Consider the following 22,878-nt stretch of genomic DNA (forward strand, 5'->3'; position numbering starts at 1 on the left):
CTTTTTTGCTTGCACGCCGCGAGGATCATTCACGCAGAGTGAAAGCATGATCTTCCACGGAACTGAGGTTCGACAGCGAGCCCTCACCCTCCTCCGAGATGGCGCCAGAAACGCAGATGTGGCACGACGGTTCGGAATCCCGCCGGGGACGATCAGCTACTGAAGCATCGGGATCGCTCGCTCCGGGGCGAGTGCTCGGGGAAGCACTCGCCGAAATGTCCGCGCTGCGACAACCGAGAGCTGGATGGGGCTGCGTATAGCTACCTGCTCGGCCTGTAACTGGGTGACGGCCACATCAGCCGGTACTCCGAGCACCGAGCGCCGAATCTCATGATCACCTGCTGCGACGCCTGGCCCGGCCTCATGGACGAGTGTGAACAAGCCATGCGCGCGGTCTTCCCGGACAATGCCGTCTGCCGCGTGCAGAGGACCGGCTGCCACCACGTGAAGGTCTACTCGAAGCACCTGCCCTGCCTGTTTCCCCAGCACGGACCGGGCAAGAAGCACGAGCGCCCGATCGTCCTCGAACCCTGGCAGCAGCGCATCGTCGATGCCCGCCCCTGGGACTTCGTCCGAGGTCTCATCCATTCCGACGGTTGCCGGATCACCAACTGCTCGACGCCCACGTCGGCCCCAAATACTGACCCCGTACCGGAAAGGGCCCCTCTGGCGGCTCGGAGGGGCCCGGCGTGGGTGGGGTGCTACTTGGGGCTGTCGTCCTCGCCGATGTGGTGGACGCGGACGAGGTTCGTGGAGCCGGAGACTCCGGGCGGGGAGCCGGCGGTGATCACGACGATGTCGCCCTTGGCGCAGCGGCCGTATTTGAGGAGGAGTTCGTCGACCTGGTCGACCATGGCGTCGGTGGAGTCGACGTGGGGGCCGAGGAAGGTTTCGACGCCCCAGGTGAGGTTGAGCTGGGAGCGGGTGGCGGGGGTGGGGGTGAAGGCGAGGAGGGGGATGGGTGAGCGGTAGCGGGAGAGGCGGCGGACGGTGTCGCCGGACTGGGTGAAGGCGACGAGGAACTTGGCGCCGAGGAAGTCGCCCATTTCTGCTGCGGCGCGGGCGACGGCTCCGCCTTGGGTCCGGGGTTTGTTGCGGTCGGTGAGGGGTGGGAGGCCTTTGGCGAGGATGTCCTCTTCGGCTGCTTCGACGATGCGGCCCATGGTCTTGACGGTTTCGATGGGGTATTTGCCGACGCTGGTCTCGCCGGAGAGCATGACGGCGTCGGTGCCGTCGATGACGGCGTTGGCGACGTCGGAGGCTTCGGCGCGGGTGGGTCGGGAGTTGTCGATCATCGAGTCGAGCATCTGGGTGGCGACGATGACGGGTTTGGCGTTGCGCTTGGCGAGTTTGATGGCGCGCTTTTGGACGATGGGGACTTGTTCGAGGGGCATTTCGACGCCGAGGTCTCCGCGGGCGACCATGATGCCGTCGAAGGCGGCGACGATGTTGTCGATGTTGTCGACGGCCTGGGGTTTTTCGATCTTCGCGATGACGGGGAGGCGGCGGCCTTCCTCGTCCATGATGCGGTGGACGTCTTCGATGTCGCGGCCGCTGCGGACGAAGGAGAGGGCGATGACGTCGCAGCCGGAGCGGAGGGCCCAGCGGAGGTCTGCTTCGTCCTTGTCGGAGAGGGCGGGGACGGAGACGGCGACGCCGGGGAGGTTGAGGCCTTTGTGGTCGGAGACCATGCCGCCTTCGATGACGGTGGTGTGGACGCGGGGGCCGTCGACGGAGGTGACTTCGAGGGAGACTTTGCCGTCGTCGACGAGGATGCGTTCACCGGGTGTGACGTCGGCGGCGAGTCCGTCGTAGGTGGTGCCGCAGGACTGGCGGTCGCCTTCGGCGCCTTCTTCGACGGTGATGGTGAAGGTGTCTCCGCGTTCAAGGAGTACGGGGCCTTCGGTGAAGCGGCCGAGTCGGATCTTCGGGCCTTGAAGGTCGGCGAGGATGCCGACGCTGTGGCCGGTCTCGTCGGAGGCCTTTCGGACGCGCCGGTAGCGCTCCTCGTGTTCGGCGTGGGTGCCGTGGCTGAGGTTGAGGCGGGCTACGTCCATTCCGGCTTCGACCAGGGCTTTGATCTGGTCGTACGAGTCGGTGGCGGGGCCCAATGTACAGACGATCTTTGCTCGGCGCATGGTTTGAGCCTAGGCCTTACCGGTGGGTAGGGAATTGGTCGCGCATGACTACTCAACAACCTTTGCGTGACGGGCTATTGACAACTGTTGAATTGTGCGTGGGGGTGCTCCGATGAGCAGGAGGGGGTCCGGCTCGGGCGGGGTGGGGGTTCGTACGGTCGTTCGGTGGCGGCGGGGTGGATGCGGTTGGTGACGGTGTGTGGCGTGCCCTGGGGGGCGCCGTGGCCGGGTCGGGGCCGGCGCCGCGGTGGTGGCCGGGCTCGGGTCAGAGCTGGGGTGGGGCCATGGTGAAGCGGGCGTTGACCTGGGCGTGGATGTGCTGGCGTTGGGGTTCGAGGTCGAGGGGGGCGGGTTCGTCGTCGGCGGGGGCGGCGCCGAAGGCCGCGCGTCGGAAGCGGGCGCCGCCGGGTGCGGGGAGGGGGGTGGGTTCGGCGCCGATGTCGGCGAGTTCGAGGAGGGCGGTGAGGGTGGTGCCGAGGGCTTCGGCGTATTCGCGGGCGCGTTGGACTGCTTCGCGGACGGCTTGTTGGCGGGCGGCGCGGTGGGTGGGTGAGTCGGGGCGGAGGTCCCACCAGGGTCCGTCGACGCGGGTGAGGTCGAGGTCGGCGAGGGCGGTGGTGAGGTCGCCGAGGGCGGTGAAGTCGTTGAGTTCGGCGGTGATGTGGACGTGGCCGTGGTAGGTGCGGACGCGTTCGCCGCGGCCGTGTCGGCCGAGTTCGGGGGTGATGGAGAAGTGGCCGGTTTCGAGGTGTTCGACGGCGTCGCCGTGGGTTTTGACGAGGTCGAGGGCGAGGGTGTTGCGGCGGGTGAGGTCGGCGAGGGCTTCTCGGCGGTCCTTGCCGCGGGCGGCGACGGTGATGCCGATGCGGGCGATCTCGGGGTCGACCTCGAGGTGGGCTTCGCCTCGGACGGCGAGGCGGGGGGCGTCGGGGGTGCCGTAGGGGGCGGCGGTTTCGGTGGTGGGGGTCATGTGTCCCACTCTGTCACCGGGGTGGGGGGTGTGTGATGGGTGTGGGTCATCGGATGGAAACCTTCTGGGTCTGTTGCGGGGCCGGTTGTTGGGCCAGAATCTACGCGCGTCGTTGACCCTTTCTCGAGGAGTTCCGGACATGCCGTTGAACCGTCGTAAGTTCCTGAAGAAGTCCGCCGTGACGGGTGCGGGGGTGGCGCTCGCGGGTGCGGTCGGCGCGCCCGCGGCGCAGGCTGTGGAGGCGAGGAAGGGGCATCGGCCGGTGAAGCGGTACGCGCTGACGGTGATGGGCACGACGGATCTGCACGGGCACGTGTTCAACTGGGACTACTTCAAGGACGCGGAGTACACGGACGCGGCGGGGAACGCGCAGGGTCTGGCGCGGATCTCGACGCTGGTGAACGCGATCCGCAAGGAGAAGGGCCGCGCCAACACCTTGCTGCTGGACGCGGGTGACACGATCCAGGGCACGCCGTTGACGTACTACTACGCGAAGGTGGATCCGATCACCGCCAAGGGTGGTCCGGTGCATCCGATGGCGCAGGCGATGAACGCGATCGGCTATGACGCGGTGGCGCTCGGGAACCACGAGTTCAACTACGGGATCGAGACGCTGCGGAAGTTCGAGTCGCAGTGCGACTTCCCGCTGCTCGGTGCGAACGCGCTGGACGCGAAGACGCTGAAGCCGGCGTTCCCTCCGTACTTCATGAAGAAGTTCCACGTCCATGGGGCGCCGCCGGTGAAGGTGGCGGTGCTGGGGTTGACGAACCCGGGGATCGCGATCTGGGACAAGGCGTATGTGCAGGGGAAGTTGACGTTCCCGGGTCTTGAGGAGCAGGCGGCGAAGTGGGTGCCGAAGCTGCGGTCGATGGGTGCGGACGTGGTCGTGGTGTCGGCGCACTCGGGGGCGTCGGGGACGTCGTCGTACGGCGACCAGGTGCCGTATGTGGAGAACTCGGCGGCGCTGGTGGCGCAGCAGGTGCCGGGGATCGACGCGATTCTGGTGGGTCACGCGCATCTGGAGATCCCGGAGCTGAAGGTGACGAACACGGCGTCGGGCAGGACGGTGGTGTTGTCGGAGCCGTTGGCGTTCGCGGAGCGGATGTCGGTGTTCGACTTCGAGTTGGTCTTCGAGCGGGGTTGCTGGCGGGTGGAGTCCGTGGCGGCGTCGGTGCGGAACACGAACGCGGTGGCGGACGATCCGAGGATCACGCGGCTGTTGAAGGACGAGCACGATGTGGTCGTGGCGTATGTGAACCAGGTGGTGGGGACGGCGACGGAGACGTTGACGACGGTGGAGGCGCGGTACAAGGACGCGCCGATCATCGATCTGATCACCAAGGTCCAGGAGGACGTGGTGAAGGCGGCGTTGGTGGGGACGCAGTACGCGTCGCTGCCGGTGATCGCGCAGGCGTCGCCGTTCTCGCGGACGTCGGAGATCCCGGCGGGTGAGGTGACGATCCGGGATCTGTCGAGTCTGTACGTGTACGACAACACGCTGGTGGCGAAGGTGTTGACGGGTGCTCAGGTGCGGGCGTACCTGGAGTATTCGGCGAACTACTTCGTGCGGACGCCGGCGGGTGCGGTGGTCGACACGGAGAAGCTGACGAACGCGAACAACCGGCCGGACTACAACTACGACTACGTGTCGGGGCTGCGGTACGACATCGACATCGCGCAGGCGGAGGGTTCGCGGATCAGGAACCTGACGTACGACGGTGCGGCGCTGGACGATGCTCAGCAGTTCGTGTTCGCGGTGAACAACTACCGTGCCAATGGCGGCGGTGCGTTCCCGCATGTGGCGTCGGCGACGGAGGTGTGGTCGGAGTCGACGGAGATCCGGACGCGGATCGCGGAGTGGGTGACGGCTAAGGGGTCGTTGGACCCGAAGGAGTTCGCCTCGGTGGACTGGAAGCTGACGCGTGAGGGCACGCCGGTGTTCTAGTTCGGCGGGTGGGGGTGTGCGGCGTCGGCGCGGTGTTTCGCGTCGGCGCCGCCTCTTTTTTCATCTGTCGAGGAGGAGGGTCGTGCGGGGTCGACGAGGGGTCATCTGCCGTCGACGAGGGGGGTGAGGGTGCGGGTTTCCTTGCGGGCGGCGGGGACGCGGGGGGTGGGTTCGAGGCCGAAGGTGGTGAAGGACGTACGGGCGGGGAGGGGGTAGGGGTCCTTGCCGGTGAGGGTGTTGAGGATGGTGGCGCTGCGCCAGGCGGCGAGGCCGAGGTCGGGGGTGCCGACGCCGTGGGTGTGGAGTTCGGCGTTCTGGACGTAGACGTGTCCGGTGACGGCGGGGTCGAGGACGAGGCGGAACTGGTCGTCGATGGTGGGGCGTTCGGCCTTGTCGCGGCGGAGGTAGGGGTCGAGCCCGGCGAGGAGGGGGCCGATGGGGCGTTCGCGGTAGCCGGTGGCGAGGACGACGGCGTCGGTGGTGAGGCGGGACCGGGCGCCTTGTTGGACGTGTTCGAGGTGGAGTTCGACTTTGGTGGTGGCGACGCGTCCCGCGGTGCGGACGGTGACGGCAGGGGTGAGGACGGCGTCGGGCCAGCCGCCGTGGAGGGTGCGGCGGTAGAGCTCGTCGTGGATGGCGGCGATGGTGTCGGCGTCGATGCCTTTGTGGAGTTGCCATTGGGCGGCGACGAGCCGGTCGCGGACGGGTTCGGTGAGGGCGTGGAAGTAGCGGGTGTAGTCGGGGGTGAAGTGTTCGAGGCCGAGTTTGGAGTACTCCATGGGGGCGAACGCCTCGGTGCGGGCGAGCCAGTGGATCTTCTCGTGTCCGGCGGGGCGGTTGCGGAGGAGGTCGAGGAAGATCTCGGCGCCCGACTGGCCGGCGCCGATGACGGTGATGTGGTCGGCGGTGAGGAACTGTTCGCGGTGTTTGAGGTAGTCGGCGGCGTGGATGACGGGCACGCCGGGGGCGTCGACGAGGGGTTTGAGGGGTTCGGGGATGTGGGGGGCGGTGCCGACGCCGAGGACGATGTTGCGGGTGTAGGAGCGGCCTAGGGCTTCGGCTTCGCCGTCGGGGTCGAGTTGGGTGAAGTCGACTTCGAAGACGTCGCGTTCGGGGTTCCAGCGGACGGCGTCGACCTGGTGGGCGAAGCGGAGGCCGGGGAGGCTGTCGGCGACCCAGCGGCAGTAGGCGTCGTATTCGGCGCGCTGGATGTGGAAGCGCTCGGCGAAGTAGAAGGGGAAGAGGCGTTCGCGGGCTTTGAGGTAGTTGAGGAAGGACCAGGGGTTCGCCGGGTCGGCGAGGGTGACCAGGTCGGCGAGGAAGGGGACTTGGAGGGTGGCGCCGTCGATGAGCATGCCGGGGTGCCAGTCGAAGCCGGGGCGTTGTTCGTAGAAGACGGTGTCGAGTTCGGTCAGGGGGTGGGCGAGGGCGGCGAGGGAGAGGTTGAAGGGGCCGATGCCGATGCCGACCAGGTCGCGGGGTGCTTCGGCGGCGGGGCGCGCGGGGTGGGGCGTCGGGCTCATCGGGGGGTGTGTCCTTCCACCAGTTTCAGGAGCGTGGCCAGGTCGCCGGGCCGGGTGTGGGGGTTGAGGAGGGTGGCTTTGAGCCAGCGGCGGCCGTCGAGGGTGGCGCGGCCGAGGACGGCGAGGCCTTCGTCGAGGAGGGTGCGGCGGACGGCGGCGACGGTGTCGTCGGTGGCGCCGGTGGGCCGGAACAGGACGGTGCTGACGGCGGGCCGGTCGTAGAGCTCGAAGCCGGGGTGGGCGGTTATGAGGTCGGCGAGTTCGTGGGCGTGGGCGCAGACCTGGTCGACGAGGGTGCCGATGCCGTCGCGGCCGAGGGTTTTGAGGGTGACGGCGATCTTGAAGATGTCGGGGCGTCGGGTGGTGCGCAGGGAGCGGCCGAGGAGGTCGGGGTGGCCGGCTTCGGTGTCGTCGTCGGCGTTGAGGTAGTCGGCGCGGTGGGCGAGGGGGGTGAGGTCGGCGGGGTCGCGGACGGCGAGGAGTCCGGCGGCGACGGGCTGCCAGCCGAGTTTGTGCAGGTCGAGGGTGACGGTGTGGGCGTGGGTGAGTCCGTCGAGTTTGTGGCGGTGCCGGTCGCTGAGGAGGAGGCCTCCGCCGTAGGCGGCGTCGATGTGGAGGCGGGCGCCGTGGGTGGCGCAGAGGTCGGCGATGTCGGGCAGGGGGTCGATGAGTCCGGCGTCGGTGGTGCCTGCGGTGGCGGCGACGAGGAGGGGGCCGTGGAGTGCGGTGAGGGCGTTGTCGAGGGCGGCGGGGTCGAGGGTGCCGGCGGGTGCGGGGACGACGACGGGTTCGGGGAGGCCGAGGAGCCAGGCGGCGCGGTGGAGGGAGTGGTGGGCGCCCGCGCCGCAGACGAGTTGGATGCCGCCGTGGGCTTCGCGGGCGAGGAGGAGGGCGAGTTGGTTGGACTCGGTGCCGCCGGTGGTGACGAGGGCGTCGCTGTGGGGGGTGCCGTAGACCTCGTGCGCGAGGGTGCGGGTGAGGAGCGCTTCGAGTTCGGAGGCGGCGGGTGCCTGGTCCCAGGAGTCGAGGGAGGGGTTGAGGGCGGAGGCGGCGAGGTCGGCCGCGACGGCGACGGCGAGGGGTGGGCAGTGCAGGTGGGCGGCGCAGAGGGGGTCGGCGGGGTCGGCGGCTCCTTCGGCGAGGGCTCGGACGAGGTCGTGGAGGGCGTTGTCGTCGCCGTGGCGGGGCAGGAGGTCGCCGGCTCGGTCGCGGAGGGTGCGGGCGACGTGTTCGGGTCCGCCGGCGGGGAGGGGTCCGCCGCGTGCGGCGGCGCCTTCGGTGAGGGCGTCGAGGACGGTGTGGAGCAACGGCCGCAGTGCGTCGGGGCCTTCGGGGCCTGAGGCGAGGGGCGGCGTGCTCATGGATGTCCTCCGGTGGACGCGCGGCGGGGTACGTCCCAGCGTGTACGCGTTTCGGGCAGGTGCGCCCGCCAAGGACAACGATTCGACCCAAAAGGGGGTACTGCCGTGCGGAGGAAATGTGCGGGACGGACGGGGGTGCTAGGGGGTGGTGCGGGGCGGGTTGATACGCCCCGCGGCCTCCTGGCGCCTCTTCCCGCGGGCCGTCCGGGGCCCCGGTTCTCCGCCGGTGGAGGGCGGGGAACCGGGGCCTTGCGTGGGGCTGTTGGAGGTCAGGCCTGGCGGACGCGCAGGGCGCGGGCGAGGTCGTCGAGCTGGTCGGTGAGCTTGCGGCGCAGGGCCGGGATGGGGTCGGCGTCGCGCAGGCAGGTCTCGCCGAGGGTGAGGGTGTCGGTGGTGACGGCTGAGGCGGGGAAGGCCCAGCGGCCGGCGGCGTCGGCGATGGCGGGGCCGCGGCGTTCGGCGACGGCGACGGCGTCGGCCCAGTAGCGCTCGACGTACGCGCGGACGAGTTCGGTCTGTTCGGGCTGCCAGAAGCCCTGGGCGGTGGCGGTGAACAGGTAGTTGGAGAGGTCGTCGGTGGCGAACATGGCGTCCCAGGCGGCGCGTTTGGCCTCGGGGTCGGGCAGTGCGGCGCGGCAGCGGGCGGCGCCTTCCTGGCCGGTGGCGCTGGGGTCCTGGTGGAGTTCGGCTTCGATGACGGCGTCGTCGACGGCGCCGAGGACGGCGAGCCGGCTGAGGATGCGCCAGCGCAGCTCGGGGTCGAGTTCGGGGCCGCCGGGGACGGTGCCTTCGGAGAACCAGGCGCTGATGGTGTCGGGGTGGGCGGCGACGTCGATGTGGTGGCGTACGGCGATGAGGCGCAGGCCGGGGTGGGAGCCGTCCTCGGTGCGGCGGATGAGGTCGCGGCACAGGTCGGTGAGGGTGGCGAGGGCGGTGGGGCGCTGCTCGGGGCCGAGGAAGCGGTTGGCGACGTGGGTGGCGGCGAAGGTGAGGACGCCCTGGACGAGGGCGAGGTCGGTCTCGTGCGGGAGGTGGGCGCGGGCGGCGTCGATGTAGGCCATGGGGGGCAGTTCGCCGTCGCGTACGGCGTCGCGCAGGGCGTTCCAGACGACGGCGCGGGTGAGGGCGTCGGGGATGCCGGAGAGGGCGGCTTCGACGGTGGTGAAGGACTCGGTGTCGAAGCGGACCTTGGCGTAGGTGAGGTCGGAGTCGTTGAGGAGGAGGAGTGCGGGGCGGCGGCCGGGGGCGGAGTGGGTGGAGTCGCCCTGGGGGACGTCGAGTTCGAAGCGGTCGCGCAGGGTGAGGCGGCGGTCGTCGCCGGGGACGGTGTCGTAGGCGCCGACGGCGATGCGGTGGGGGCGGCTGCCGGCGCGGTCGACGGTGAGGTGCCACGCTCCGTCCGCTTCGCGGAGGGTGGGGGTGAGGGTGTCGACGCCGGTGGTGCGCAGCCAGTCGTCGGCCCAGGCGTGGACGTCGCGTTCGGTGGCGGAGGCGAGGTTGTCGATGAAGTCGGCGAGGGTGGCGTTGCCGAACTTGTGGCGGGCGAAGTGGGTGTTGATGCCCGCGAGGAAGTCCTTCTCGCCGAGCCAGGCGACGAGTTGGCGCAGGGCGGAGGCGCCCTTGGCGTAGGAGATGCCGTCGAAGTTGAGCATGGCGGACGCGGTGTCGGGGACGGCGTCCGGGTCGGGGGCGACGGGGTGGGTGGAGGGGCGCTGGTCGGCGTCGTAGCCCCAGGACTTGCGGGCGACGCCGAAGTCGACCCAGGTGTCGGTGAAGCGGGTGGCTTCGGTGAGGGTCTGGTAGCCCATGTACTCGGCGAAGGACTCGTTGAGCCAGATGTCGTCCCACCAGCGCAGGGTGACGAGGTCGCCGAACCACATGTGGGCCATCTCGTGGGCGATGACCATGGCGCGGGTCTGGCGTTCGGTGTCGGTGACGGCGGAGCGGTAGATGAACTCGTCGCGGAAGGTGACGAGTCCGGGGTTCTCCATGGCGCCGGCGTTGAACTCGGGGACGAACGCCTGGTCGTAGGAGTCGAAGGGGTAGGGCTCGTCGAACTTCTCGTGGTAGCGGTCGTAGCAGGCGCGGGTGACGTCGAGAATCTCGTCGGCGTCGGCGTCGAGGTGGGGGGCGAGGGAGCGGCGGCAGTGCAGGCCGAAGGGCAGGCCGGCGTGTTCGGTGCGTACGGAGTGCCAGGGGCCCGCGGCGACGGCGACGAGGTAGGTGGAGATCAGCGGGGTGGGGGCGGCCTTCCAGTGGCCGTCTCCGAGGTGTTCGGTGACGCCGTTGGCGAGGACGGTCCAGCCTTCGGGGGCGGTGACGGTCAGCTCGAAGACGGACTTGAGGTCGGGCTGGTCGAAGGCGGCGAAGACGCGCTGGACGTCTTCCATGAAGAGCTGGGTGTAGAGGTAGGTCTCACCGTCGGTGGGGTCGGTGAAGCGGTGCATGCCCTCGCCGGTGCGGGAGTAGCGCATGGCGGCGTCGACGCGCAGTTCGTGCTCGCCCGCGGTGAGGCCCTTGAGGGGCAGCCGGTTCTCCTCGAGGGTCTCGGGGTCGAGGGGCCGGCCGTCGAGGGTGACGGAGCGCAGTTCGGCGGGCTTCAGCTCGACGAAGGTGTCCGCGTCGGCGCGGGCGGTGAACCGGATGACGGTCAGGGAGTCGAAGGTCTCGTCCCCTCGGGTCACGTCGAGTTCGATCCCGTAGTGGTGGACGTCGAGGAGCTGGGCACGGGTCTGCGCTTCGTCGCGCGTCAGTACGGACATGGGGACATGCTGCCCGATGGCGTCGCCGGGTCACAGGGGTGGTCCCCTTCGTACGCTTTGTCGTCGCCCGGTCACGAGCCGCTGTTACGGCGTACGGCCCTGTTCCAGCCGTTCGCCGTCGCGGGTGGAGGGGCGCCGGGGCTGTTCGGGGATGCGGGTGGCGGGGTCGGCGGGGGCCGTGTCGGGGAGGTGTTCCTTGACGAGGGCGCGCAGGTCGCGCAGTTCCCGTTCGAGGTTCTGGTGGCGCTGCTGGGCCTCGTAGAGGTAGCGGACCTTGGTGCGCAGGGCCCAGGGGTCGACGGGTTTCATGAGGAGGTCCGCGACGCCGAGCGCGAAGGCGGTGGCGGTGAGTTCGGTGTCGGGGCCGAATCCGGTGAGGAGGATGACGGGGATGTGCTGGGTCTGTTCGACGCGTCGCATGTAGCGGACGACGTCGAGGCCGCTGACGCCGGGCATGCGGACGTCGAGGAGGAGCAGGGCGACCTGGCCCCGCAGGACTTCCTTGAGTGCTTCGTCGCCGCCGGTGGCACGGCCCACTGGGTAGCCGAGCGGGGCCAGTGCGCTTTCCAGGGCGTACAGGGTGTCCTCGTGGTCGTCGACGATGAGGATCTTGGCATCCGACGGCATGGCCCGGCGTCCCCTCGTTTGGACGTACCAGCATATGCCCGGGAGGGCGCGGTGCGCCGGGCTGTTTTCGTGCGGGAGTGCGCGGCGTGCGCGGCGCGTTCCGGGAGAGTGGTTCTCACTCCGGCGTGGAACGCGCGCTTTCGGGGGGCCGACTCCGCTCCGGCGCGGGGTGCGCGCCGGGGGGTGTGGTTTCTCGCTCCGGTCCCTCCGGTCTCACTCCCCCGGTTCGGGGGCGGTGGTGCCGGCGTCGTCCGCGATCCGTTCGTGGTGGCGGATGACCTCGGCGATGATGAAGTTGAGGAGCTTCTCGGCGAAGGCCGGGTCCAGTTTGGCGTTCTCCGCGAGGCGGCGCAGCCGGGCGATCTGGTGGGCCTCGCGGGAGGGGTCGGCGGGCGGCAGCTGGTGGGCCGCCTTGAGGTGGCCGACCTGCTGGGTGCACTTGAAGCGTTCGGCGAGCATGTGGACGACGGCGGCGTCGATGTTGTCGATGCTGTCGCGCAGCCGGGCGAGTTCCGCACGGACGGCGGGGTCGGTTTCCTGGGGATTGCTGGTGGTCATGTGGGCCAACCCTACGTGGCGTGCGGGGGTTCGATCATGGGTGGATCGTCGGGGTCGGGGACGCGGTTGCTCCAGCCGCCGGGGACGGTGCGGCCCTGTTGTTCGCGGAAGCGGACGGGCGGGATGCCGGCGCGGCGGGTGAAGAGGCGGGAGAAGTAGGCGGGGTCGTCGTAGCCGACGCGGCGGGCGACGACGGCGACGGGCAGGTCGGTGGCGGCGAGGAGTTCCTTGGCGCGGCCGAGGCGGATGCCGAGGAGGTAGTCCTTGGGGCTGCAGCCGGCGGCGCGGCGGACGGCGGTGCGCAGTGCGGCGGAGGTCATGCCGTGGCGGGCGGCGTGGTCGGCGACGGACATCGCTTTGAAGGCGTCGCGGGCGAGGGCCTGGAGGACCTCGTCGCCGTCGGGGGCGAGGTCGGCGCGGGCGCGGCGCAGGGTGACGAGGAGTTCGTGGACGGCGGCGCCGGTCTCGACCTCCAGGAGGGGGTTGCCGCGGCGGGCGGCGCGGGCGATGCGGGCGACGACGGCGCGGGCTGCGGCCGCGTCGGAGAGGGGGACGACGGGGCGGCCGGGTTCGATGTAGCCGAGTTCGGTGTACGTGGTGGTGGCGGGGCCGGTGAAGTCGACGAAGCACTCGTCCCAGCCGGGGTCGGGGCCGTAGTGGTGGGGGGTGCCGGGGGTGAGCCAGATGAGGGCGGGGGCGGTGACGGTCTGCCGGCGGCCGTCGGGGGTGCGGTACCAGCCGCTGCCGGCGCTGACGACGACGGCGACGTGGTGGTCGAGGGTGCGGGGGCCGACGGGAGGCAGCTCGCCGTGCTGGAGGCCGACGCCGAGGCAGGCGAGGCCGAGCCGGAGGTGGGCGGGCCCGGGGGTGAAATAGCGCATCCAGGTGTGGTACATCCGTTTTCGTCCCGCCCGGTCGTTCCTTTGCGTTGCGTCCAATCAGTGCCGATCTTTGTCCATGGACGCGGTTCGCCGCCAGGGGTGATCGTGTGGCCATGAGCGAGTTCACGGTGGGGGACACCGATTTTCTGCTGGACGGGCGCCCGGTGCGGCTGCTGTCGGGCGCGCTGCACTACTTCCGGGTGCACGAGGCGCAGTGGGCGCACCGGCTGGGGATGCTGCGGGCGCTCGGGCTGAACTGCGTGGAGACGTACGTGCCGTGGAACCTGCACGAGCCGCGTCCCGGTGAGGTCCGTGACGTGGAGCGGTTGGGCCGTTTCCTGGACGCGGCCCGGGCGGCGGGGCTGTGGGCGATCGTGCGGCCGGGCCCGTACATCTGCGCCGAGTGGGAGAACGGCGGGCTGCCGCACTGGCTGACGGGGCGGGCGCGGACGCGGGATCCGGAGTATCTGCGCCAGGTGGAGCGCTGGTTCGGGGTGCTGCTGCCGGAGATCGTGTCGCGGCAGGTCGACCGCGGCGGGCCGGTGCTGATGGTGCAGGTGGAGAACGAGTACGGCAGTTACGGCTCGGACCAGGTGTATCTGGGGTGGCTGGCGGATCTGCTGCGCGCGCGGGGCGTCCGGGTGCCGCTGTTCACGTCGGACGGGCCCGAGGACCACATGCTGACGGGCGGGTCGGTACCGGGGGTGCTGGCGACGGCGAACTTCGGGTCGGGGGCGCGGGAGGCGTTCGCGACGCTGCGCCGGCACCGGCCGTCGGGTCCGCTGATGTGCATGGAGTTCTGGTGCGGCTGGTTCGACCACTGGGGTGCGGAGCACGTCGTGCGTGATCCGCGGGACGCGGCGGACGCGTTGCGGGAGATCCTGGAGTGCGGGGCGTCGGTCAATCTGTACATGGCGCACGGGGGGACGAGTTTCGGGGGCTGGGCGGGCGCCAATCGGGGCGGTGAGCTGCACGAGGGGCCGTTGGAGCCCGACGTGACGTCGTACGACTACGACGCGCCGATCGACGAACTGGGCCGCCCCACCGAGAAGTTCTGGCTCTTCCGGGAGATCCTCGCCGCGTACGCGGAGGGCCCGCTGCCCGAGGTGCCGCCCGCTCCCGAGGTGCTGGGCGCGGACGTGGAGGCCGGGCTCGGCGGCTGGGCGTCGTTGGACACGGTGCTGGACGCGGTGGGGGGCGAGGAGGCCGAGTATCCGGTGCCGCCCACGTTCGAGGAACTGGGCGTGGACCGGGGTCTGGTGAAGTACGAGGTGGATGTGCCGGGGCCGCGGCAGCCGTATCCGCTGACGGTGAGCGGGCTGCGGGATCTGGCGGTGGTGTCCGTGGACGGGGTGCGGGCCGGGGTGCTCACCGAGGACGAGCCCCGGCTGAAGGAGCCGGTCGCGGGTCCGGCGCGGGTGGAGCTGTGGGTGGAGTCGCTGGGGCGGGTCAACTACGGTCCGCGCACCGGCGAGGCGAAGGGCGTCACCGGGGGTGTGCTGCACGAGCGGCAGTATCTGCACGGGGTGCGGGCGCGGGCGCTGCGGCTGGACGCGCTGGACGGGGAGGTGGGGCGGGTGCCGTTCGGGGAGGTGCCCGCGGACGGCTCCCCCGGCCTGTACCGCGGCACCGTGGAGGTGTCCGGGGCCGGGGACGCCTTCCTCGAACTCCCTGGCTGGACGCGGGGTTTCGTGTGGGTCAACGGGTTCGGGCTGGGCCGGTACTGGTCCGCGGGACCGCAGCGGGCGCTGTACGTGCCCGGTGCGGTCCTGCGGGAGGGCGTGAACGACGTGTGGGTGCTGGAGTTGGAGGCGGCGGGTCAGCCGGTCTCGGTCACCTCGAAGGAGTCGAGGGTGAACTCGGCGGTGCCGTCGTCGCCGGTCTTGCGCAGGCCGACCCAGGCCTCACCGGTGGCGGGTGCGGTGAACTCGTAGGAGTGTGCGGCGGGTTGGGTGGCGACGGGGAGGTCGGTGCGGCTCAGTTCACGGGTTCGCGCGCCCTCGTCGACGGCGGTGATCCAGGCGTACTGCCCGGGCTTCTCGTTCTCGTGGCGGAAGGTGACCCGGTAGCGCCTGCCCGGCTGGAACCGGACCGTGTGGGGCACGGTCCGGTAGACCAGACCGTCGTTCTCGCCCCGTGACTTGAGGGACTGGGTGCCGTCGACGACGTCGTCGATCGCCTTGCCGTTCCAGCCGCGTCCGGTGAACGGCGCGTGCCGCTGGGCGATGTGGGTGCGCGGGTCGGTGACGCCGCCCGCGTCGCCCTTCACGAAGGGGCCCCAGCCCTGCGGGACGTGCTCGAAGTCCTCGTGGACGAGGGTGCCGGGCGCGGTGGCCGCGTGGACGGCGGGCACGACGCGGACGTCGGCGAACCGCACGCGTGCCTGTCCGGCCGCCGCGCCGAGGGTGAGTCGGACGGGGCCGCCGCCCTGGGGGACGGTGAAGTACGTGAACATCCGCTGGAACCGGGTGTCGTGCTTGCGGTCGGCGGCGACGTAGTTGCCCGCGGTGGACGTGCCGGTGGTGTTGGCGGCGGTGACCCCGTCGGCCGTTCGGACCCGGAGCGAGGCCTCGCGGCGGTCGTCCGCGCTCGCGCCGACCTCGACCTGGACGGAGGCGGCGTACGTTCCCGGCTTGAGGCGGGTCAGCCGCTGGGAGACGGTGGCGGCGGCGCCGGCGGTGATGACCAGTTCGTGGTCGCCGAGGGAGTTGAGCTCGACGGAGGCGGGTCCGGCGACCGTCCAGCCCTTCAGGGAGCCGGAGTTGAAGCCGGGGTCGTGGAGCGGGGTGGCCTCGCCCCAGTCGGGGTCGGCCGCGTCGGCGACCCGGGTGCGGTAGAGGACGTACGGCTGTCCGGCGTCCGCGTCGAGGGTGATCCGGCCGGCGCGCACCGGGACGTACGCCTGGAAGGCCCGCCCCTGGTCGGAGAGCCGGTAGACAGCGACCCGCGACAGGCTCTCCCAGCTCTTGGGGAGGCGCCAGCTGCTGCTGCCCCCGTCGGGGTTGTAGTGGTAGAGCTTGGTCGCCTTCCTGGGGTCCCAGGGCAGCAGGTAGGTGCCGCCGTCGTAGACGAGGCGTCCGTCGGTGCTGATGCGGCGGGTGCCGTCGGTGTCGGTCACGGAGGTCACGGCGGTCGTCGTGCCGAAGGTGATCTCGTGCTCGCCCCAGGTGCGGATCGGGTACGCCTGGAGGTACTTGGCGGGCAGGGAGTGGGTCCAGATCAGCTCGTGGAAGGCGGACCAGTCGGTCTTGCCGGTCCAGCCCTCGAAGTTGCCCATGCGGGGAACGCCCAGCAGGGTGGGCCACTTGTCGGCGAAGACGTCCTTCTGGTGGTTGCGGACGAAGCGGATGAGCCGCGAGTTGATGCCGCGGGACGTGTCGGGGCCGTAGTCCGTCTCGGTCGCCCAGTGCGACCACAGGGTGGAGCGCTCCAGCCCGTGGCCCCACTCGGAGGTGACGTGCCAGCCCTGGTCGCGCAGGGCGCGTTGGAGACGGTCGGAGTTCCATCCGGACTCGCGGAAGACGTCGATGTAGAGCGAGTTGAGGGCGGGGTCGGCGTCGCGGCGCAGGTCGGCGAAGCGGCGGACGATGTCGCCGGAGACGAGGTCGCGGCGGGCGTCGATGCGGTAGCTCTGGTCGAGCCAGTCCCACTGCGGGTCGTCCTTGTCGACGAGCGTCTCGGAGAAGGCGTGGGCGACGGGGTAGGACTCGGTGGCGTTGACGTGGACGGCGAAGTCGCTGTTCCACCTCTTTCCCGCCCGGACCAGGGTGTTGAGGTCGTCGAGACCGCCGGCGCGCTCGTTGTAGTTGCCCGCGTAGTCGGGGTGGGCGGAGTCGTGGCCCTCCGACTGGTAGCCCTTGAGGATCGTGAACTGCCGTAGTCCGTCGGTCGCGAGGGAGATCCGCTTGACGTTGTCGAGGGTCGCGAGGAACGGGTTGGTGGCCTGCGAGGCGAAGTTGAAGGGGATGTGCGGCACGACGCGCCGGTAGGTGTCCTCGGCGCCGAGCGGGGTGACCATGATGTCGCGGAAGGCGATCGCCGCGTCCTGCCAGTCGATCACTCCGTCGCCGTTGCGGTCGCCGGTGACGACGACGGTGGCGTACGGGAGCGGCTCGGTGTCGGTCGCGGCGGCGGCGCGGTGGGTCCACTGTCCGGGGGCGAGGCGGGCCTCGGTGTAGCCCTCCTTGCGGACGGTCCGGCGCCAGAGTCGGCCGTTCTCCCAGGACGTGGTGGCGTCGGGCTTGTCGTAGACGGTGTTGGTCTCCAGCGCGCCGGCGAGCGCGTGGTGGGCGACGACGGCGTAGGCGCATCCGGTGGCCGCCTCCGCCGGGCTGTCCGCGGTCGGCGTGACCAGCGTGTCCCCGCTCTTGGCCTGGTCGAGCTGGACGCGTGCGGCGAGGAGTTGGGCGCCGGGCTGGTCGCTGCGGACGGCGAGCAGGGCGAGGTCGGGGATCTCCAGGGTTCCGACGGGAAGGGCGTCCGTGTCGTCGACGGCGGTGACCCGCCAGGTCACGCGGCGGTCCGTCACGGCGATCTCGACGTCGACGGTGGTGCCGCCGGTGAAGGCCAGGCGGTAGGCCGCGGAGGTCGCGCCGGGGGTGGCGGTGACCGTCGGGGTGTGCGCGGTGCCGTCCACGAGGACGGAGGTGACCGGGTCGGACTGGCCGTGCAGCACGGCGCCGGTGGCGCGGTCGGTGTAGGTGACGATCCGCGGGAAGGCGGTGGCGACGCGGACGTCGAGGTGCGCCGAGCGGAGGGTGACGGTGTCGTCGCCGGGGGCGGCCGAGGCCGCGCTGGGCAGGCCGAGCACGGCGCCGATCCCGGCGGCGGCTCCGGCCGCGACGACGGTGCGACGAGTGGGGGTGAACGTGTCTGAGGGCTGCAAGGCTCTCCTCCTGGGGGGCGACGTTCCGGGGCGCCAGACTGCGTCGCGCGGGGCCGGTGTGCCCATGGACAAAGGAGGAGGAGCAGTTGGACTAACGGCCGCCGGTGCCGCCCGTCGGGGACATCGGTTCGGCGTCCCGCCAGGGGCGTTGGCATACTCCCCGCCATGACCAGTCCTCACCAGCAGCCCGTGAGCGCGTCGTTGCGGATCGGCGCCAAGGACGCCGATCTGGAACAGCGGCTCGACGACGAACTCACCGCCTTCAACGCGGCGGCGACCGGAGCCGGCGCGCCGGAGCCGCTCTCGGTCCGGGTGACCGACGCCGACGGGGAACTCGTCGGCGGGCTCACCGCCTGGGTGTGGGGCAGTTGCTGCGCCGTCGACATGCTGTGGGTGCGGGCGGACCAGCGGCACGCGGGCTGGGGCGGCAAGCTGCTCCGAGCCGTCGAGGAGGAGGGTGCCCGGCGCGGCTGCACCGAGGTGATCGTCTCCTCCTTCACCTTCCAGGCCCCCGACTTCTACCGCGGGCACGGCTACCGGGAGACAGGCCGCACGGAGGGCATCCCGGGCGGGCACCAGGACGTTCACTTCCACAAGGTGCTCGCCGGCTGACACCCTGCGGGTGCCCCTGTCCCCGTCCCCGTTCGGGGAACGCGCGACGGCGCCCACGACCGGGGTCGCGGGCGCCGCGGGCTCAGACGCACCGATGCACCGATGGTCAGCCGGGGTCGGCGTGGGCGAGGTGTTACAGCCCGGCCGCCGCCCTGGCTATGTCGGCGGCGAAGGTCGAGACCTCGCTGTACACGCCGGGGTAGCCGGGTTCTGCGCAGCCCTGGCCCCAGCTGACGATGCCGACCTGGAGGTAGGCGCCCGTGTCGTCCTTGCGGAACATGGGGCCGCCGGAGTCGCCCTGACAGGTGTCGACACCGCCCTGCGCGACGAATCCGGCGCAGATCTCGTCACCGGGGACGAGGTCGCTGCCGTACGCCTGCTTGCAGGTGGCGTCGTCGACGAAGGGGACGGTGGCCTTGAGGAGGTAGCGCTGTTGCGCGCCTCCCTCGCGGGCCGCGCCCCAGCCGGCGACGGTGAAGTTGCCGTTGTTGAACGCGGTGGTGGTGGCGATCTTCAGCGTGGGCAGTTCGATCGGCTTGGCGAGCTTGATGAGCGCCCAGTCCTTGCCCTTGCCGTTGTAGCCGGGGGCCTGGAGGACCTTCGTCGACTTGACCTTGACGGCGCTGCCGCTCTGCAGGTCGACGACGCCGGCGGTGGCGGTGATGGAGGTGTTGTTGCCCGAGCCGTTCACACAGTGCGCGGCGGTCAGGACGATGCTCTTGGTGTAGAGGGCGCCGCCGCAGCCCATGGAGAGCCGGACCATGAACGGGAACTCGCCCTGAGCGGCGCGGGTGCCGCCGACGACGGGGGCGGGGGCCGCCTGCGCGGTCAGCGGCTGGAGCGACGCCGCGGCGAGGACGACCGCGGCGACGGCGAGCAGTCTTCGGACGAGAGCGGACTTCTTCGGAGACTTCAACGCGTTTCCTTTCGTGGGGGGTTGTCCGCCGGGCAGGGACACGAAGACGTTGCTGGCATGCTCCTGCCAAGCTGGTGGGGATTATGAGGACCGCCGCCGGGTGCGGGCAAGAGCCGCAATCCGGCCAGACACGCCCGCGGCCGCGCCGCGTCCCAGGCCGCCGGGAGGAAGCCCGCTTAGAGTGGAGGGGAGTTCCGGCGTCTTCAGGGGGTGCTGACGTGGCGAACGGCGGACCCGTCGAGCACGGCTTCCCTCACCTCGACACGGTGCGGGCGTCGATCACCGCGCTCTGGAAACGGCTCTCCTACGACACCGTCCACACCTTCTCGGCCAGCGTGGCCCCCGCCGACGTGGCCTTCGCCGACCTCGACGACCTGCATCTGGGCGCCCAGCGCGTGGCCCGCGAGATGGTGCGGCACTACCGGCTTCCGGACGCCCGGATGATCGTCGGCTTCCGCGAGATGACGCACGCGGCGAACGTCGAACTCGCCGCCGGACCCGAGTACTTCATCGAGCTGAACGACCGCTTCCGCACCCACCGCAGGGACATCGGCGCCGCCCTCGCCCACGAGGTCATGCACGTCTATCTGCACCGCCTCGACCTCGCCTTCCCCGGCACCCGCGACACCGAGATCCTCACCGACACCGCCGCGGCCTACCTCGGCGCCGGCTGGCTGCTCCTCGACGCCTACCGCGAGGACGCCGATTCCTCGCAGAAACTCGGCTACCTGACGCCGGAGGAGTTCGGGTACGTCCTCGCCAAGCGGGCCCTGGTGTTCGGCGAGGACCCCTCCGTGTGGTTCACCAGCCCGCAGGCGTACACCGCGTACACCAAGGGCATGGCGCAGGCCCGCCGCGACGAGCAGCAGCCCCCGCTGACCGCGGCCGGCTGGACGGGCCGCCGCCGCTACGCCAAGGACCGCCGGCAGGCCCAGGAGCACCACTCCCCCGACCCCGTGGGCGTTCCCTACGCGTTCGCCCCCGACGCCACCGGCCCACTGCGCGTGTCCTTTCCCTGCCCGACCTGCCACCAGCGGATCAGGGTGCCGGTACGCGGCCGGGTCCGCGCACGGTGCGCGCTGTGCCGCACGGTGCTGGAGTGCGACACCTGACGCACGCGCCCGCCGCGCCGGGACGGGCAGATCCCGGTAGGGGCGTGAGGCAGGACACCCCAAAAGGCTTTGCCTCGCGTGTCCTTGGCGAGCGAGGGTCGGAGGATGAGCACCGACGACCCCGCCGCCACCCTCTTCCCCGCCCTGTACGAGGGGGACGAGGACTCGGTCGTACGGCTGCTGCGCGCCGGGGTGAGCGCCGAGAGCGTGGACGAGGACGGCCAGAGCGCGTTGTACGCGGCGGCGGTGAGCGACCGGGCCGGGATCGTCCGACTGCTGCTGGCCGGCGGCGCCGACCCCGACCGGCTCAGCCTGGGCACGGACGCTCCCCTGTGCGGCGCGGCCTGCGGCGGGCACGTCGAGGTGGTGCGGGCCCTGCTCGGCGCCGGGGCGGGGCCCGACACCGTCGAGGCGTTCGGTTTCACCGCGCTGACCTGGGCGCTGCGGTGCGGCCACGCCGCGGTCGCGGAGCTGCTCCTTGGGGCGGGCGCGGACCCGGACAGGCCGGGCCCCTCGGGCGAGGCGCCGCTGGTGACGGCGGCCCGCCGGGGCTCCGTCGGCTGCGTGCGGGCCCTGCTCGCGCGCGGGGCGGGCGCGCGGGCCGAGGCGCTCGCGGAGGCGCGCCGTCTGCTCACCGTCGGTGTCGAGGCCGAGCTGCGCGCCGGTCTGGCCCGCACGCACGGACCGGGGCACCGCTCGGTCACCCGCCGCCACGGATCGTCCGAGGGCACCACCATCGAGGTGGAACTCCTGGACGCCCAGGGCAGTCCCTTCGCGGGAGACGACCTCCAGACGGGGCACGCCGAGATCATCGCCCTGCTGACGGCGGCCGGGAAACGACCCGGGCGCTGAACGCGGCTCCCGACCCGCTCCGCGCCCGCACTCCCCCGCTCTCCAGCATCCGCCGTGCCTGCCCCGCCCCGTCCGGGCTCCGCCCCTCCCGCTCTACTCGGCGCCGTACACCGCCCCCGGCGTCTCCGCCTCCGTCAGGAGTTTCCGGGCCGCGTCGCCCGCCTCGGCCGGGGTCCAGCGGGCCCCCTTGTCCGCGCTCGGGCCGGGCCGCCAGCCCTCCATCACGGTGATCCGGCCGCCCTCGGTCTCGAACACGCGGCCGGTGACCCCGGCGCTCGCGGCCGATCCCAGCCAGACCACCAGCGGCGAGACGTTCTCGGGAGCCATGGCGTCGAAACCGTCGCCCGGCGCCGTCATCGTCTCCGCGAAGGTCCGCTCGGTCATCCGGGTGCGGGCGGCCGGGGCGATGGCGTTGACCTGCACGCCGTAGCGGCCCATCTCGGCGGCCGCGACCAGGGTCAGGCCGACGATGGCCGCCTTGGCCGCGCTGTAGTTGCCCTGCCCGACCGACCCCAACAGGCCCGCCCCGCTGCTCGTGTTGACGACCCTGGCCTCGGGCGTACGGCCTGCCTTCGCCTCGGACCGCCAGTGCGCGGCCGCGTGCCGCAGCGGCAGGAAGTGCCCTTTCAGATGGACCCGCATGACGGCGTCCCAGTCCTCCTCGTCGAGGTTGACGAGCATCCGGTCGCGCAGGAAGCCGGCGTTGTTGACGAGGGTGTCGAGTCGGCCGTACGTGTCCAGGGCGGTGCGGACGAGGGAGGCGGCGCCGTCGGCGGTCGCGATGTCGCCCCCGTGGGCCACCGCCTCGCCGCCGGCCGCGCGGATCTCCTCGACGACCCGGCGGGCCGGGCTGTCCGGACCGGGGGCGCCGTCGAGGCCGACGCCGAGGTCGTTCACGACGAGCCGGGCGCCCTCGGCGGCGTAGGCGAGGGCGTGTGCCCTGCCGAGCCCGCGGCCCCCGCCCGTGACGACCACGACGCGTCCCTCGCACAGCGGCGGTGCGCTCATGACGGTTCTCCCTGCTGGTCCTTGTTGACGGTCGCGGCGTCGAGGAAGGCGGGCCGCTCGCCGCCTCCATGGACGAGGACCGAGGCTCCGCTGATGTAGGCGGCGGCGTCCGAGGCGAGGAAGACGGCGGCTGCGCCGACGTCGGACGGCCGGGCGAGACGGCCCAGCGGGACGGTCCGGGCGACGGCCTCGACCCCGTCCTCGCCGCCGTAGTGCAGCTGGGCCAGTTCGGTGCGGACCATGCCGACGACCAGGGTGTTGACCCTGATCTCCGGTGCCCACTCGACGGCCATGGAACGGGCCAGGTTCTCCAGCCCCGCCTTCGCCGCCCCGTAGGCCGCCGAGCCGGGCGAGGGCCGGGACCCGCTCACACTCCCGATCATCACGATCGATCCCCGGGCCCGCCTGAGGTGTTCGTACGCGGCGAGCGACACGGTGAGCGGAACGGTGAGGTTGAGCTCGATGACCCGGGCGTGCCGTTCGGCGTCCGCCGCGGCGAGCGGCCGGTAGGGGGCGCCACCCGCGTTGTTCACGAGGACGTCGAGCCGAGGCAGGGCGGCGAAGAAGTCCCGCACGGCGGCCGGGTCCCGCAGGTCGACCGGCACGAAGTCGGCTCTTTCCAGGGGAACTTCGGGGGGTCCATCGCGGTCGTGGTCGAGGAGATGCTGCCGCGCGAGGACCGGCCCGCCGACCGGCCGCTCCTGGACATCCACGCCTTCGTCTACATC

Annotated in this window: 17 protein-coding genes and 1 pseudogene; 6 read left to right on the top strand and 12 right to left on the bottom strand. The window is 71.5% G+C overall.

The features are described from left to right. Window positions 1-46: 46 nt before the first annotated feature. A pseudogene (locus AB0C62_RS37955) lies at window positions 47-621 on the top strand (helix-turn-helix domain-containing protein); the annotation flags it as partial. Between the two features lie 80 nt (window positions 622-701). Here AB0C62_RS37955 and pyk read toward each other — a convergent pair. Both pyk and AB0C62_RS37965 read right to left on the bottom strand, forming a co-directional pair. After that, window positions 702-2,138, bottom strand: a complete 1,437-nt coding sequence (pyk, locus tag AB0C62_RS37960; RefSeq protein WP_362981219.1) for a pyruvate kinase — start codon at window positions 2,136-2,138, stop codon at window positions 702-704. A gap of 265 nt (window positions 2,139-2,403) precedes the next feature. Next, on the bottom strand, window positions 2,404-3,108 hold the full coding sequence (locus AB0C62_RS37965) for an SIMPL domain-containing protein (RefSeq protein ID WP_362981221.1): 705 nt from the start codon (window positions 3,106-3,108) through the stop codon (window positions 2,404-2,406). A 139-nt stretch (window positions 3,109-3,247) separates the two neighbouring features. On the opposite strand from AB0C62_RS37965, the gene AB0C62_RS37970 reads away from it, so the two are divergent. After that, window positions 3,248-5,053 (top strand): 5'-nucleotidase C-terminal domain-containing protein, encoded by a 1,806-nt coding sequence (locus tag AB0C62_RS37970; RefSeq protein WP_362981223.1) that lies wholly within the window; start codon window positions 3,248-3,250, stop codon window positions 5,051-5,053. 101 nt (window positions 5,054-5,154) lie between these two features. On the opposite strand, the gene AB0C62_RS37975 is transcribed toward AB0C62_RS37970, so the two are convergent. From AB0C62_RS37975 to AB0C62_RS38000, 6 genes are all read right to left on the bottom strand, one after another. Continuing rightward, window positions 5,155-6,576: a SidA/IucD/PvdA family monooxygenase gene (locus AB0C62_RS37975; protein WP_362981225.1), complete on the bottom strand. Its 1,422-nt coding sequence runs from the start codon at window positions 6,574-6,576 to the stop codon at window positions 5,155-5,157. Then, the gene (locus tag AB0C62_RS37980) at window positions 6,573-7,937 is read right to left on the bottom strand and encodes an aminotransferase class V-fold PLP-dependent enzyme (RefSeq protein ID WP_362981227.1); all 1,365 of its coding nucleotides are present in this window, start codon (window positions 7,935-7,937) and stop codon (window positions 6,573-6,575) included. The genes AB0C62_RS37975 and AB0C62_RS37980 overlap by 4 nt, the downstream gene beginning before the upstream one ends. 269 nt (window positions 7,938-8,206) lie before the next feature. Continuing rightward, window positions 8,207-10,699: an aminopeptidase N gene (gene pepN / locus AB0C62_RS37985; RefSeq protein ID WP_362981229.1), complete on the bottom strand. Its 2,493-nt coding sequence runs from the start codon at window positions 10,697-10,699 to the stop codon at window positions 8,207-8,209. Window positions 10,700-10,783: 84 nt separating this feature from the next. After that, window positions 10,784-11,326, bottom strand: coding sequence for a response regulator (locus tag AB0C62_RS37990; RefSeq protein ID WP_362981231.1), 543 nt, complete (start codon window positions 11,324-11,326; stop codon window positions 10,784-10,786). 213 nt (window positions 11,327-11,539) lie between these two features. After that, window positions 11,540-11,884 (bottom strand): chorismate mutase, encoded by a 345-nt coding sequence (locus AB0C62_RS37995; RefSeq protein ID WP_362981233.1) that lies wholly within the window; start codon window positions 11,882-11,884, stop codon window positions 11,540-11,542. Between the two features lie 11 nt (window positions 11,885-11,895). After that, on the bottom strand, window positions 11,896-12,780 hold the full coding sequence (locus tag AB0C62_RS38000) for an AraC family transcriptional regulator (RefSeq protein ID WP_362981235.1): 885 nt from the start codon (window positions 12,778-12,780) through the stop codon (window positions 11,896-11,898). A 98-nt stretch (window positions 12,781-12,878) separates the two neighbouring features. Here AB0C62_RS38000 and AB0C62_RS38005 point away from each other — a divergent pair, with 98 nt between their 5' ends. Further along, on the top strand, window positions 12,879-14,699 hold the full coding sequence (locus AB0C62_RS38005) for a beta-galactosidase family protein (RefSeq protein ID WP_362981237.1): 1,821 nt from the start codon (window positions 12,879-12,881) through the stop codon (window positions 14,697-14,699). Here the strand turns inward: AB0C62_RS38005 and AB0C62_RS38010 are convergent. Next, window positions 14,585-17,716 (bottom strand): endo-alpha-N-acetylgalactosaminidase family protein, encoded by a 3,132-nt coding sequence (locus AB0C62_RS38010; RefSeq protein ID WP_362981239.1) that lies wholly within the window; start codon window positions 17,714-17,716, stop codon window positions 14,585-14,587. The two genes, AB0C62_RS38005 and AB0C62_RS38010, sit on opposite strands and share 115 nt — an antisense overlap. Before the next feature lie 99 nt (window positions 17,717-17,815). Between AB0C62_RS38010 and AB0C62_RS38015 the strand changes: the two genes are divergently transcribed. After that, entirely contained in the window at window positions 17,816-18,262 is a 447-nt protein-coding gene (locus AB0C62_RS38015; protein ID WP_362981241.1) for a GNAT family N-acetyltransferase, read from the top strand. 133 nt (window positions 18,263-18,395) lie between these two features. Here the strand turns inward: AB0C62_RS38015 and AB0C62_RS38020 are convergent, their stop codons facing one another. Continuing rightward, window positions 18,396-19,178, bottom strand: coding sequence for a serine protease (locus tag AB0C62_RS38020; RefSeq protein WP_362981242.1), 783 nt, complete (start codon window positions 19,176-19,178; stop codon window positions 18,396-18,398). Window positions 19,179-19,396: 218 nt separating this feature from the next. Here AB0C62_RS38020 and AB0C62_RS38025 point away from each other — a divergent pair, with 218 nt between their 5' ends. Continuing rightward, a complete protein-coding gene (locus AB0C62_RS38025) occupies window positions 19,397-20,290 on the top strand; it encodes a hypothetical protein (RefSeq protein ID WP_362981244.1) in 894 nt (297 codons plus the stop codon). 105 nt (window positions 20,291-20,395) lie between these two features. After that, entirely contained in the window at window positions 20,396-21,142 is a 747-nt protein-coding gene (locus AB0C62_RS38030; RefSeq protein WP_362981246.1) for an ankyrin repeat domain-containing protein, read from the top strand. A 93-nt stretch (window positions 21,143-21,235) separates the two neighbouring features. On the opposite strand, the gene AB0C62_RS38035 is transcribed toward AB0C62_RS38030, so the two are convergent. Both AB0C62_RS38035 and AB0C62_RS38040 read right to left on the bottom strand, forming a co-directional pair. Further along, on the bottom strand, window positions 21,236-22,150 hold the full coding sequence (locus AB0C62_RS38035) for an SDR family oxidoreductase (RefSeq protein WP_362981248.1): 915 nt from the start codon (window positions 22,148-22,150) through the stop codon (window positions 21,236-21,238). Next, on the bottom strand, window positions 22,147-22,863 hold the full coding sequence (locus AB0C62_RS38040) for an SDR family oxidoreductase (RefSeq protein WP_362981252.1): 717 nt from the start codon (window positions 22,861-22,863) through the stop codon (window positions 22,147-22,149). The genes AB0C62_RS38035 and AB0C62_RS38040 overlap by 4 nt, the downstream gene beginning before the upstream one ends. Window positions 22,864-22,878: the final 15 nt, after the last annotated feature.

The organism is Streptomyces sp. NPDC048643, assembly GCF_040650615.1.
GTDB lineage: Bacteria > Actinomycetota > Actinomycetes > Streptomycetales > Streptomycetaceae > Streptomyces.